The sequence below is a fragment of the Flavobacterium sp. HJJ genome (assembly GCF_015351475.1).
In the GTDB taxonomy this organism is placed as follows: domain Bacteria; phylum Bacteroidota; class Bacteroidia; order Flavobacteriales; family Flavobacteriaceae; genus Flavobacterium; species Flavobacterium marginilacus.
Genome location: NZ_JADKPR010000005.1, coordinates 148906 through 163210, shown reverse-complemented (window position 1 = coordinate 163210; position 14305 = coordinate 148906). Strand labels below are relative to the sequence as shown.

The 14305-nt window shown below is 31.8% G+C and carries 7 protein-coding genes; all 7 read right to left on the bottom strand.

Annotated elements, in window-relative coordinates; translation table 11 throughout:
* Window positions 1–81: 81 nt before the first annotated feature.
* A complete protein-coding gene (locus IRZ80_RS06045) occupies window positions 82–3084 on the bottom strand; it encodes a DEAD/DEAH box helicase (RefSeq protein WP_194640661.1) in 3003 nt (1000 codons plus the stop codon).
* A gap of 92 nt (window positions 3085–3176) precedes the next feature.
* Window positions 3177–4076, bottom strand: a complete 900-nt coding sequence (locus IRZ80_RS06040; RefSeq protein ID WP_194640660.1) for a helix-turn-helix transcriptional regulator — start codon at window positions 4074–4076, stop codon at window positions 3177–3179.
* A 1-nt stretch (window position 4077) separates the two neighbouring features.
* Window positions 4078–7269: a type I restriction endonuclease subunit R gene (locus IRZ80_RS06035; RefSeq protein WP_194640659.1), complete on the bottom strand. Its 3192-nt coding sequence runs from the start codon at window positions 7267–7269 to the stop codon at window positions 4078–4080.
* Window positions 7266–8768, bottom strand: a complete 1503-nt coding sequence (locus IRZ80_RS06030; RefSeq protein ID WP_194640658.1) for an ATP-binding protein — start codon at window positions 8766–8768, stop codon at window positions 7266–7268. The genes IRZ80_RS06035 and IRZ80_RS06030 overlap by 4 nt, the downstream gene beginning before the upstream one ends.
* A 76-nt stretch (window positions 8769–8844) precedes the next feature.
* Window positions 8845–10908: a hypothetical protein gene (locus IRZ80_RS06025; protein WP_194640657.1), complete on the bottom strand. Its 2064-nt coding sequence runs from the start codon at window positions 10906–10908 to the stop codon at window positions 8845–8847.
* Between the two features lie 93 nt (window positions 10909–11001).
* Window positions 11002–12753 (bottom strand): ATP-dependent nuclease, encoded by a 1752-nt coding sequence (locus IRZ80_RS06020; protein WP_194640656.1) that lies wholly within the window; start codon window positions 12751–12753, stop codon window positions 11002–11004.
* A gap of 81 nt (window positions 12754–12834) precedes the next feature.
* Window positions 12835–14304 (bottom strand): hypothetical protein, encoded by a 1470-nt coding sequence (locus tag IRZ80_RS06015; protein WP_194640655.1) that lies wholly within the window; start codon window positions 14302–14304, stop codon window positions 12835–12837.
* Window position 14305 lies beyond the last annotated feature (1 nt).

The window sequence follows — 14305 nt, the reverse complement described above, 5'->3', positions numbered from 1 at the left end:
TATGCTTTATCTATGCTTTATCTATGCTTTATCTATGCTTTATCTATGCTTATGATAGGTATTTGTCAATACAGATTTTTTTTAAATTAGCCTCTCTTCAATCAAATTTTTCCAAATAATAAAACCTTTTCTATCCGTGGAATAATCGTGAAGTACTTTACTGAAATTATCGGGCGGATTTTCTATAAAAGCTTGTCTGCCGTTATTTCTAATGGTATTTAGGTAGTTGTCAATTTGTTTTAATATATCGGGAATAAATTGTCTGTCTTTGTCAAAATGCCAAATATAGGTTGCTTCTTCTGTATTTAAGGTTTCTAAAACAATATGAAATCCCGTTTTTCCCGCTAGAAGGAAAACAAATGAAAATGGATTCAAAACGAATCGGATTTTAAGAATAGTTCTCTCGTGATGCTTGGCTAAATATTGTAAATGCGTTTGGTGTTTGTAATTTTGATTCTTCAAAAAATCATTCAATAATTCATCTCCCGACTCATATAATTTTTTGTGATTTTCATTCTGCAATTGATTAATATCCAGCAAATTTTCTTGATCTATTGTGTTTGCTTTGCCTAAGAATGTCTTTGCAATGAATTTAAACTTCACTCCTTCAATCAATTTTTGAGTTATTTTTTCTAAATCGTTAGATAGCGCCAATTGTGAAATCAATTTTCCGTTTTCAAATTCAGCGTGAATTATAGCAGTAATGTTTTTAATTTTGAGTGTCTTAGAGAAATAATCTTTCAAAACTTCAAATTCTGGTCTAATTTCAAAATTTTCAATATCAAATTCAAGTTCTGTTTTCATTTCCGAAATAGCAAATTTAAAAGCAATACTTCCGTATCTAAATTCAAGTTTTTCAAAAGAAATCTTTATTTTTTGATCAATGACGAAAGAGTCTTTTGAAACAGTAATTTCCTCTTCGGGTTCATCAAATAAGGTAGCTAGTTTATCTATTTTTCTGTAATAGGTATTTCTCTTCAGAAACATTTTGTTTAAGTAATCAATCTTGATGTCTCGATAATCGTAAATAGTTGGAGCTATTTCCGATCGTTGGACTCTACCGATGTATTGAATTAATTTGCCCTCAAAAGAAAAAGGATAAACAAGAAATAGGCAATTGGTGTTTTGCAAATCGCTTCCCTCTCCAAAGAATTGACCAGTGGTGATTAATACTTGATAATTTCCTTCCTTTAGTAATTTCCATTTTGAATTTTTGGCACTTTCAGAATCTTCACCACTTAAAGTGATTACTTCGTAAGATTGTTTTAAATATAGATTTAGCGAGTCAATATGTTCTTTACGTTCTGTAATAATAACAACTTTTTTGTCAAATTTCAATTCATTAATCACATCTTCAAGAATTGATTTGTTTCGAGTAGAATCGTGAACTAGAATTTTTGATAAAGTTTCAAATTTGTCTGTTTTTGAATTGAATGGCACATCAAGTTCAGTGTTTCGAATGATAATTTTTGGTCTTTTAGATGTGCTTATTTCGTTTGATTTTATTTCAGCAATTACTTCGCCTAAATGAATAAAAATAAGTTTACTGTCATTGTATTTTCGAAATGGCGTTGCTGTTAAGCCATACAAATAAAAGGTTTGTAATTTTGAAATTGCATTTCTAAATGTTTCAGCAGGGATATGATGACATTCGTCCACAATGATAGTCCCAAAAGCATTCAAAATTTTTCCGGTATCAGGTTTCTCTAATTCTTTTGATAAACTCTGGATCATAGCAACAGTTATTTGCTTACCGATTTTGGTTTTGCCTTGACCTATTTTTCCAATTTCATTTTTTGGAATTCCAAGAAAAGTTTCAATTCTTTCAATCCATTGGTCGGCAATTTGTTTGCGATGAGTGATTATTAATGCAGGTTGCTTTTTCTCTGCAATAATTTTTAGCCCGACAATAGTTTTTCCTGAACCCGGTGGAGCAACGATAATTCCTAAATCTTTCTTTCCAATCGCATCAATCACTATTTGCTGATGTTCTAGGAGTTGTGCGTTGAATAAAAAAGAAACTTCTTTTAATTTTTTCCTTTCATCCTTAAAATCATATTCAATTTTATTTTCTCTACAAAATCGAATTATTTTACCAATAAAACCTCGAGGAATGATTACTTCGTTTTCCGTTTCTTCAACTAGTTTGAAATAACGTTGTGTCCCAAAAGTATTTTTTCCAATCTTCTTTTTGACTAAAAATTCCGTATTTAGAAAATTTAATTCTTCTTTCAGAAAATTAATTAATGCAGTTGAAATGGCAAAGCGATTAATTTTTATGTCGTTTGCTAATCTTATAGTTAATTTTTCATTGTGTAATTTTGGAACAATCGAAGCAAGAATATCTTGTTGTGCATTATAAATTTGATGCAGTTCATCAAGTTTTATTGTCGAAATTTTTTGAATATTCTTTATAAAATCCCATTGATTCGGAATTGGTTCTAGACTTTCCACATCAATAAAACAACTGTTTCCTTGTTCGTAGGTTTTCTTATATAACGGAAGAGCTATCAAATTACCAAATCCTTTTCCGGACAAAAAATCCTGATTAGGAAACATTCTATCAAAACTGGAGCTCTTGTCAAATAAAGAAAAAACTCCTGTTTGCTCTAAAATTGAAATGAAAATCTTTCTGCTTTTTATAGCTGGATAAGGTTGTTCAAAAAATATCCAAACATGACCGCCTTTACCCGAACGAGAACGTTCCAAATAGGCAGAAATTCCCTTTTCATTACAAGCATTTATAAACTTTTTGCAGTCCTCAACCCATTCGACTTTATCAAAATCGGCAACAATAAACCAAGAAGTATTGTCTTTAAGCAGCGGATAAATTCCAATATGCTGTTCGCCGTTTAAGTGTTTTTCAATTTCCCTTTCAGAAAGTAGTAAATGCTCCTTATCCAAATAATTTTGAAAAGTGCCACCATTCATTTTATGAACTCGGTAACGGTATGGGGCATAAAAATAGGCTGGCATATAGCCACTTTTGCTCCCTTTTTCCCATCGAACAGCAAACACATCTTCTCTTCCTGTAAAAACAGATTTGAATAGTTGGATATTATTTATCTCGACTGATGTTGACATAATTTTAATTAATCTATTATTAGATTAGTTGCAAATATATTAAAGGAAAAAAATAAATAATCTATTTATAATCTGAATAAATTACTTTTAAATCAAGCTTTGTAGGCATTCAGACGCTCTTGAACATAATCTTTTAATGTTTTTGGCTCAATAATTTTAACTTCTCCAAGAAGTCCTAGAATAAAACGACCAACACCTAAAAAATTGCCAACTTCACATTCCAAACGATATAAACTATCCGTTATCTTAGTGATGTATTTCTCAGACAATGGATACTCTTCTATAATCAAGTTATAGGCTACTAATGAGAGTTCCAAATTGACAGGCACTGGTTCAAAACTTTGTATTCTAAAAATATCAATGATTCCTTTTTTATGTTTAGGTTTGAATTTCCAGGAAGATTCAAGTAAAATAACTTGCTTAATTCTTGAAGTCTTAAAGACTTTATTGGTGCCATCTTCAACATCGTAACACCAAACTCCTGTATAATTAACAGTAAAATCAATAGGCTCTACAATTCTATCTCTAATGTTTTTACTATTACTGGACTTATACGATTGTAAAACTACTTGTTTTTGTTGTTTTATGGCTTGCAGTAAAGAATAAATATTCTCACTTTCTTCCTTTTTTGCAATGGCATGGATAACACGGTCAAAATCATAGAGACTATATAATTTCTTAACTAATTTGATTTTTAATTCATCATTATCATCTATGCTATGAATTGCTTTACTCAAAATAAAGGCCTCTTCTTCAGAAAAATGCAACAAATCACTAATTTCCTGAACCGTAGTGTTCTCTTTGTCAATTTTAAAATAGCCATTGTTGTTCTCAATGACAAAACCAACGTGTTTGAAAGTATCAAGATATCTATAAACCGTTCGATGTGATATTTCAAATCGCTCTGACAGTTCTGCAATGGTTCTACCATATTGGCAATCTAATAGCAGTAACACTTCCAGCATTTTTTGAAATTTAGCTTGGTCTGCCATTTTAATTGTTTTGATATTTCTTAAAGTTCTCCGCCTGTTCAAAAATTTCTTTATAAACTTCGTCTCTATCTACAGGTGGATAACCGTTTTCAGCTAAAAGTATAATTAAGCCTACTTTTAATTCGGCTTTGATGTCATCCCGTTTACTCCAGTCTGTATATTTTGCTTTGTCATCAACTACTTCTTTTACTTTTTTTGCTAAAGGAATTAATTTATCCTCGGGATATACGAAATCATACTTAACGGCCAGTGTTTTTAGGATGTCATAAAAGGCTTTTTCCTCAAAGTCAATTCCGAGGCCTTTAAAAGATTCCTTTTCTTTTTTCAAAGCATAATACAAGTCTATGATTTCATCTGTGAAGTCTTCCAATACTTCACTTCGCAATACATCACTTTCTTTTCTTTCGTTGTATTTATCAACGATGAATTGCAAGCGCTTAGAAAAGTCAATTCCAGTTATCTTATTAATTTTCTTTACATCATCAATAGCTTTAGCCAATAGTTTTTGTAGAAGCTTGATTTTGGTATTAGGCAGCTTGATTTTATCAATCTTGGCCATATAATCCTCTGAGAAAATATCCACCTCAGTTTGATTCGCTTCTCCCAGTTTAAAAATTTCTTCCACACCATTACTCTCAATGGCCTCCTGTAGCATCTGTCGCACTTTGTTGTTCATTTGCGCAGTATCCAGTGCCACTCCTTTGGTGAGTTTGAACACTATCGAGCGAACGGCTAAATAGAAATGAATTTCGTCTTTTTCCGCTTCATCGAATACACCACTACCGGAACATATATCGTAAGCTGATTTTAATCTTTTTACAATATACATGAACCTTTTTTCTAGCTCTTGGGTAAGTTGGACAAACTCTGCTGCCTGATTTAAGGTTCGTAATTGATCTATGGGTGAACCCTTGAAATAGTTTGATTTATCGAATTTATGGAACAGTTTAGCCAGTAAATCCAATTGGTCTTTAACCACTACTATGGATTGTTCAATGTCTTCAATATTTTGAGCATCGGTACTGCTGTACTGCGCCAAAGCCAAATTCATTTGTTTTTTGATTCCAATATAATCCACTACCAAGCCTTTTTCTTTACCTTCAAATTTTCGGTTAACCCTTGAAATGGTTTGGATAAGATTGTGCCTTTGTATCGGTTTGTCTATATACATCGTATCCAGGAAAGGCACGTCAAAACCAGTCAGCCACATATCGACCACAATAGCGATTTTAAAATTGGATTTTTCATTTTTAAATTGGCGGTCTAACTCCTTACGGTCTTCCTTGGTTCCTAACAGATTGTATAATACTTCTGGATCATCTTTGCCTCTGGTCATGACCATTTTTACACGTTCCATTGGTTTGATTTCCTTTTGTTCTTTTTCGGAAAGGACTATGCCATCTTCTGTAATTTTTACTTCTCCCCATTCCGGACGGAGTTCCAAAATGTTTTTGTATAATTCGTAAGCGATGGGACGGCTACTGCAAACAAACATTACTTTTCCTTTTACAGTCGCCCCTTCAGCAATTCTGTTTTCATAATGTTTTACAAAATCTTCGGCTACGGTTTTCAATCGTGTAGGATCACCAATAATGGCATTCATTTGTGCCATGGCTTTTTTACTTTCCTCCACCTGATGCTCGTTACTGCCTTCTTCGGCACAGCGGTTATAGTATTCTTCAATTTCCTGAAGTTTCCCGTTATTGAGCAGGACTTTGGCCGCACGGCCTTCATAAACAATACGCACCGTAATTTCATCGATTACAGATTCCTTCATTGTATAAGTATCTACTATGTCACCAAATACATCAATAGTAGCATCAATGGGAGTTCCTGTAAAACCTACATAAATAGCATTAGGCAGGGAATCGTGTAAATATTTAGCAAAGCCAAAAGTTTTTGAAACTCCATTCTCGGTCACTTTTATTTTCTGATCAAGATTGGTCTGACTGCGGTGTGCTTCGTCGGAAATACAGATTACATTATTTCTGTCGGTCAATAATCGGGTATCTTCCGTAAACTTATGAATGGTCGTCAGGAACACCCCTCCGCTATTTCTGCCTTGCAATAGTTCCCTTAGTTGGCTTCTGCTTTCTACACTGACAATCATTTCATCACCGATAAATCCTTTGGCATTTGTAAATTGTCCTGATAATTGGTCATCCAAATCAGTTCTGTCGGTTATCAATACAATGGTTGGACTTCCAAAATAAGTGCTTCTCATCAGCAAACGACTCAGGTACAACATCGTGTAACTTTTGCCACAACCAGTAGTACCAAAGTAAGTACCGCCTTTTCCGTCACCTTCAGGACGTTGATGTATTTTTATATTTTCAAAGAGTTTAATCGCGGCATAATATTGAGGGTAACGACAAACTATTTTTTCATTTTTCTTGGAACTGTCGGGAAGATAAATGAAATTTTGAATAATGTTTCTTAATCTATTGCGATTGAACATACCCTGGATTAGTGTAAACATGGCATCGATACCATCCACTTCATTGACCATACCTTCAATTTTACGCCAAGCATAAAAGAATTCATAAGGTGCAAAGAAAGAACCGGCTTTGGTATTCACTCCGTCACTAATGACACAAAATGCATTGTATTTGAAGAGTTCAGGAATGTCTCTTTTGTATCTTGTGGTTAACTGTACGTAAGCATCATGGATTGTTGTATTTTCCTGAATGGCAGTTTTGAATTCAAAAACCACCAGAGGCAATCCGTTGATGTACAGAATTAAATCGGGGATACGCATTTCGTACCCTTTAATTGCCAATTGATTGACAATACTATAGATGTTGTTATCCTCCTGTGAATAATCTATCAACTGAATATAAACATCCTTTTGGTTACGGTCTTCACGTTTCAATAGGAAACCATCACTTACCATTTTCATAATGGTTTTGTTGGTTTCATACAAATCAGAAGCAGGCAAACGATCTAAATCCCTTATAATGGAATCGATTTCGTTTTCGGTGATATTTTCCGCCTTGTATTGGCTTTGCAAGTAATTTTTCAAATCCTCTATAATCAAGACTTTTTCACTTACTGCATGGCCATACACAGTTGGCGGTTCTGCTAAACCATTGAATTCTGTTTTACGTACCTCCCCGCCTGCAAGATGAGTCATTTTCTCTTCTAGCAGTAATGATATAAATGCCTTTTCTAATTGTGATTCGGTAAATTTCATTTTTTCGGTATTATTTTCCAATGTCCTCCTTTATCCGGACCTATACGTTCAATAATAGAATCGTTTTTTAGAGTTCCGATGTATTTTTCGATGCTTCGTTGTGTTACTCCCAACACCTTGCCAATCTCATTTGCGGTTATGTTATTATTGAGTAATATTAGAAAGACGGTGTAAATCGACTTTTCTCCGAATTTCGTCCGAATTTCGTCCGAACTTCTTCCGTATTTCTTCCGCATTTCTTCCGTAATTACCCCGTAATTACCCCGTAAAAAGTCAATATTTTTTTCCTTCCCGAGAGTAATTCGGTCTGATAACAACCCAAATTCCTTTTGGATTTGTTCAATAGACTTTGTTGAATCTTCCATTGGACTACCGACTTGCTGGGTGGCTTGAATATTTGGATCTTTATAAACAGTAACCAGTATACCACCATCCATCGAAATAATTTCCGGTTCCGGCAAGTCCATCTCTTTACAGGCTTCATAAATCTTTAAAGTACCACGCCCCCAAGAATCAATATAACCCGCTTTGAAACAAACGTCAGCTATCAGCGGATTTCTAGGGCGTGAAATATGGTGGTGTTTTAGGCTTTCGAAGTCCATTCCTTCAGGCAGTAAACCTTCGTTCCATATATTCAATTTGTTATCATATACACGCATTTGAATCATCGAGCCCATATAGGAACGGTGTACCAAAGCATTCAAAAGCATCTCTCGTACGGCCGCCACGGGGTATTCGTCTTTTTCGATACGCAGTAAGCCTTCGAAATCGATAGGTTTGGTAAAAAACTTGTAGTTTAACTGATTGGGAACTGTTTTCAGTAATTCGATAATATTGCCTTCTTCCACTTCCTGAAAACGCAAGTCGGCATCGTTGACGCCAAAACGACCTATTTTTACTTTGATGTTGGGATAAAAACGATTAGGATCTTTACCAAACAAGATGATAGCAGCTCTTTTAAGTTTACCGTGATCGAGCAAACGAATTTTTTCCAAAAGCTCCACGGTAGAAAGTTCTCCAATATCATTGGGCATACGACCACTTTTTAAGGCATCTTTGACGAATGTCTTTATACTGTTGTCATCTATGTCATCCAGATTGGCACCTTCCTCAATGACATCATCCCAAGTTTTACCTGCTTTTTTGAGCAGAAACTCATTAAGGGTGTTACCGGTCATTTCCATCTTGGAACTGCCGGAACGGTAATAGTATCGCCCCCGGAGCGACACGGGAACCGAATACGGATTGACTCTGATTTCGATATATTTTTTACCCGCTTCATCATGCAAATTGACATCGCAAATAATGCCCAAGTTTTCTCTAATTTTATTGGGAAGCGACTCCATCAGTGCTTTGTGATTTTCCAAATGGGTTACCACACCATCATCATCCTTTCCGATGTAGATAATTCCTCCAACTGCATTGGCAAAACCGCATATCCATTTCAGATAGTCGTCATGCCAGCTTCGTTTCCATTCTATATTTTGGGATTCGCTCATTGTTTTCGTAATCGTTTTTTTTTGTATGCTATTGAAGCGAGTTGATGAAGACTTGTTCTAATTGGTGTTCGGAGATTTATTGGTTAATTTCTCTACTCCATTTTTCTTTATACTCAGCTAATTTTTCTTTTAATTTATCTGTTTCTAAAAGTCTTTGATAAATTATTATTAGAGACCCTATAAATAAAGTAGTTGGCAATAGCCATAACCATTTACAAAATTCTTTTTGCATAGTTCCCTCATCTAAAGAATTAGCATATTGAGTATATACCGCAACCATATTCCATGAACTATTTTGAAATGTAAATAGTAAAAAGAAAAAAATCAAACAAATTATAGTAACGGGAATACAATAGTATGCTTTTGATTTGTATTTGTTTAAATCAAGTTTTGCTTTTGTATTTATTAATTCCTGCCGAACCCTACTATTCTTCTCAATTTCGATATCTTTTAAATTCTTTTCGCTATCCTTACTCTGTTTTAAATTTTCAATTGCTGTCGAAGTATTAGCTTGATATTTTTCAAATTTACTTTCTAATTGTGCATTAACTTTTTGTAGTTCTTCTATATCTGATTCTAATTTTGATTTTGCAAATAATTTAGCCTTTTCTATAATATCATCCTCAGAATTACTTCTTTCCAAAATCCCTTTAAAACCTATATTAATCATTTCAGAAATAATACTGTTTTGTTGTGTGAAATCAGTGGTGATTTCAGAAATACCGTTAAGAATCAATTGTAGATTCTCATTAGAAATTCCTTTTTCACCATTATTGATGTTTAAAAAACTTACAAAACTTTTAAAATCGTCACTTGTTCTATTTAAATATCTCAATAAAATACTCATCCACTGTGACGGGAGTAAAACTATTGGAATTGATGAATTCTTAGTATAATCCCATTTTCTTAAGTACTGATCGGAAGAAATAAAATAATATTTACAGTCAAAAATATTATTGTAATGACCATTGCGCAAAAATTCAAGTAAATGGATGTTTTTAGCATCATTTATACAACCTTCCATATTGGAAGGTACATTTTTATTAAATGTTTTAAATGTATTTATTTGAGATGCTTTATCTTTAATTTGTTCATCAACATTGGCATCATTTATATCAAAATAGTCTTTAAAATCATTTTTAACTTCAAATTTATTTTTTAAATCACTCACTAAAGAATTTATATGTGATGAAAATAAATCTAATGAATCATTAACACGATTTCTTCTCCATCTATGATAATACTCAATAAAATCTTCACTCTTACTAAAATTGCTAAATACTGAAGAATTTATTCTAGCTGTACTATATTTTGATATCTGATTAATATGATAAGTAATTGTTTTTCTTAATTCTTCATCTGTGAATTTTGAAATAAATAAATTTTCTTTTGCTTCTTTAAATTTTTGCAAAAAGGTTAAAGTTCTATTTTTCCTATTCTCTCCATTTACTCCAATCGCCCTTAAGACAATATTAGTATCTAAGAAAAAATTTTTGCTTTTTAGATTTTCTAATTTAAAATTACTGCCTTTCTTATTCGTGAGAAGACAATATTCTAGAGCCAAATTTGAAATGTCAAAAATAGTCTTATTTTTATCATCATTTTCCCAATTTAAAAAGCCATTAATAATTTCTATTTCTAAAATCGTTAAATTGTAATCATTAATATTCACAAGTTCTTCAATTTTAATATTTGGATTAATTAATTTAGAGAAACTTGTAATATTAGTTTGAAATACTTCATATAAAAAGCTATAAATGACACTCCGAATATCATCAAACTCATAATTTGAATTTGCTTTGTGAAACTCTGAAATAAAATATTCTAAATTATTAGACGTTATTTTTCCTGCAATTGTTTCGTATCGCTTTGCAGTTAATGTGATTTTCAACTCTTCTACTTTACACGATGACGTACTAAAAAAAAATCCATCTGAAACAATTTCATTTATTTCTTCAACTGTAAAGTCTAAATTATATTTTTGTTTAATCAAATCAATTAGAGAATGTACACCAAGAAAGTTATTTTGATTTTCAATAAATAATGATTCAATTACTTTTCTATGAATTGTTTTTGGATTCACTTCATAATTATTATCAGCATATAAAATTGCGGCAAGCCTAAAAATTTCAGTATTCATAATCTAAGTTTTCTATATCTGTTAATTTATATTATCTCCAAAGTAAAGAGATTTGTTTATACCACATTGTAATCTTCTTTCTTGTTTAGTAACTTAATTATGATTAACTATATTTTTTAGGAACTTTACAATTGGCACGTTGTTTATTTCTTCCGTACCTAAATTTGGTTGTAAAACATCTTTCCAATATAAATTTGCATTATATGGCTTACCATCTGTTACTAAGTAATCATTACTATATCTTAAATAATCATTTATAGTTTCTTGTTGATGAGATGGTTCGAACGTAGGAACATTTACTTGGAATAAGCCAACAGAATAATCTGCTTTTTTGTAATCCGATTTTAATTGTTGATAGATTGATTTTTGAATACCTGTCTCAAAAGGGATTAAACCAAGATCATCTAATTCCATTACATCAGCAGCATCTGAATCACATATAACATGATATTTTATGTTGAAACGTGAAAATATTTTTTGAAAAAAAGGAATATTATTAACTGTGCCGCAATTCACTACAAAGATGTCCTTGTCTGTTTGGATTTCATTAAAATATCCTCTTAAAATAATCTCTTCCGTTGGTCCCTCAATTAAGACAACTTCATCTGCATAAAAAGATTCACATATAAAAGGATTAAATCTAAGAACCTCATTCATTTCCTGCTTTAATTCTTCTTTAGTCTTAATTTCTTTGGAATCCTTTAAAAACTCATCGTTTATTTGAAATAATCTTGTTCCTTCATTGTGTTTAATCATCCTTACTAATGAAGATTTGTCTTTTGTAATGTCAATCATCTGTGGTGAATGCGATGCACACAATACTTGATAAGGTGTATCTGTTTCACTTACTTTATAAATCAATGTACGAAGTTGTTTCATTAATTTAGGGTGGAGGAACAACTCAGGTTCTTCAAATAGTACAATATAATCCTTTCTATTATCTACTCTTTCAAATTCTTCGGCAACATCCTTCATTAACAACAATGAAAAAATGGCAGATCTAACTGCACCATGGCCAATTCTCTCATGACTAGTTGGAATTGTTTCATCTTTTTCTCCATTATTATTTTGTTCAAAATGAATAGCAAAACTTTTACCAATTGAATTCTCAGTCCACTTAGCTTTATCTTTTTCACTTAATTCAATTTTAGTATTTGGAAACAATGACTGGAAATATTTATTTACTTCTTCCTTGTAAGATTGAATAGATTCAGGGTTGTACAGTTTATCCTGTAATTCTTGAATTTTAGCTTGTGCCTCTTTTAACTCTTGTCGATCTTTATCTTCTAAATTAGCAGTAGCCTTTTGCTTAAGTATTTCATTAATAATTGCTTCTCCTTCTGCTTCGGTAGGCATTGCTTTTATGAAAATTGGGGTAGGTAATGCAGCTTGAAAAACAGTATCTAATCCAATACCCCCATAATTTTTTTCAACATATTTATCTTCATTATAATCCCAAGTGTAATTTTCTGTCTTTTCAAATGAAATTTTAGCACCTGATTTGGGTTTAAGGACTCGTTTGATTTTAAGCAAATTATCAGGATTAAGCCATTTTTTTAGACCTTCTTTTTTATTTGCAATCGATTCTTTTTTAAAGTCAAATTCATCTAATTGTAGGACTAATTCAAACTCAATAATATTTTCAGGATTCATTCGGTAAATATCCTCAACTGTAGCTGTAGGATTTTTATAAAAGAATTCATAAGCTTTCAAAAAGCTTGATTTACCAACATTGTTTTGTCCTAAAAGAAAGATTGTATTAGAGTTATTAAACTCAATGGTATTGTATTCTAATCCACCAGCAATACCTCTAAAATTGTTCACTCCAAAAGATATTATTTTCATTTTTTTATAATTTATAATTTTAATTATGTGTTATCAATTTCAAGCCAATATAATTACAGCATCCCTTAAGTTCCTCAAATTTTATTTAACTAATGATGCTGACTTTTTAGGCGAAGCATTAATAAGTACAATATTTTCTTGATCTAATAACTCTAATTTACTTAATGTTCTTTCAACATTTTTTATCTCTCCCTCAGTGTAGCATAAAATAACTTTGATGTCATTGGCTGATTTTGATGCCTTTTTATAAATATCTGTTTGATTTGAAAGATTTCTGCTTAATGAGGATGATTTTCCTAACTTAAATTCAACTATTGTTGAGTCATTAGCGCCATAAGAAACTTTATAGTCTGCTGGTCCTCTACCGTTGTTAACTTCAGCATTTACATCAAATGGTGTTGCGTACCATGTAAGTTTAAATATTCGCTGAATCGTATCTTCTTTTGCAATAGGGATTCCGTCACTGTAAAAAACTCTATAGCCATCATTATTCTCAATTACATCTTTTAAAAAATGTACTCTTTTTAATGCTTCATCATAACTGTTTGGAAGTACTTTATAAAAATCACTATTCTCAAACAAAATATCACCCAATGAAGATAGTGCTTCAGTAAGTTCGAAAGTAAGCTTTTTGATTCTGTCTTTAGTTAATTTAGTTACAGTGTCTTTATTATCTTCTTTTGATTTGATATAATAATCTATAATATCGGGAAATCGACTTGCTGTTTTGCTAATTGCATAAGTTCGATCCTTTTGTGTCGGTTTTTTTGGAAGTAAACTTCTGAAATATTCGTTTATTGAATTCCTTAAATCAGCATTTTTAATACTATTTGCTACAGATAAAAAATTAGAATAAAACTCTGAATTATTAATTGCAGATTCATCTTTGGTTAAAATATCCAAAGGGGTTAATATGATGAAATCTCCTCTTTCTTCCAAATACAAGTATGGTAATTGATACTTTTTAGGCATCCATCGTTTGAATCTTTTGTCAAATATTGAATTGACACTAAATTCTTGAATTTGATTTTGAGATAGATATTTTAAGGCAAAATTTTCAGTGTAGGTCAATAAGTAATCATAGATTAAATTGGTTGTAAAATCACTGATGAAGTCCCTTCCAATTCCTGGATTTAAAATAGTCAGCTTTTCAATGTGTGTTTCGGAAGTTATATCTTCATCTCCAAAAGAATTGTAAAACCCATTAAAGGATTTAATTATTTTTTTAGCAAAATCTTTACCTAATCCATGACCTTCATTTCCAAATTTAGAAACTCCTAACCAGTTTTGTTTTATTTCTGGAAATCTAAAAATACTATTTTCTATACCAGCATCCTTATCTTCAATAGCTATTTCTTTAAGAATTAATAAGTGATCTATTAAATTCTGGTGTAATTGTTTATAATTATGATCATCAGAAGCAAACAATAAGAACGGATCTATGAATAAAGGCATGTCAGCCGAAAGACAAATATTAAGTGCTCCATATTCATCCATCTTAGATTTATCGATGTTAAAATAGTCCGAAAAAAGTAACTTAAAATTTGCCATA

Coding starts and splice junctions, on each gene's coding strand:
- IRZ80_RS06045 (WP_194640661.1), bottom strand. CDS start 3,084: ATGTCAACATCAGTCGAGATAAATAATATCCAACTATTCAAATCTGTT.
- IRZ80_RS06040 (WP_194640660.1), bottom strand. CDS start 4,076: ATGGCAGACCAAGCTAAATTTCAAAAAATGCTGGAAGTGTTACTGCTA.
- IRZ80_RS06035 (WP_194640659.1), bottom strand. CDS start 7,269: ATGAAATTTACCGAATCACAATTAGAAAAGGCATTTATATCATTACTG.
- IRZ80_RS06030 (WP_194640658.1), bottom strand. CDS start 8,768: ATGAGCGAATCCCAAAATATAGAATGGAAACGAAGCTGGCATGACGAC.
- IRZ80_RS06025 (WP_194640657.1), bottom strand. CDS start 10,908: ATGAATACTGAAATTTTTAGGCTTGCCGCAATTTTATATGCTGATAAT.
- IRZ80_RS06020 (WP_194640656.1), bottom strand. CDS start 12,753: ATGAAAATAATATCTTTTGGAGTGAACAATTTTAGAGGTATTGCTGGT.
- IRZ80_RS06015 (WP_194640655.1), bottom strand. CDS start 14,304: ATGGCAAATTTTAAGTTACTTTTTTCGGACTATTTTAACATCGATAAA.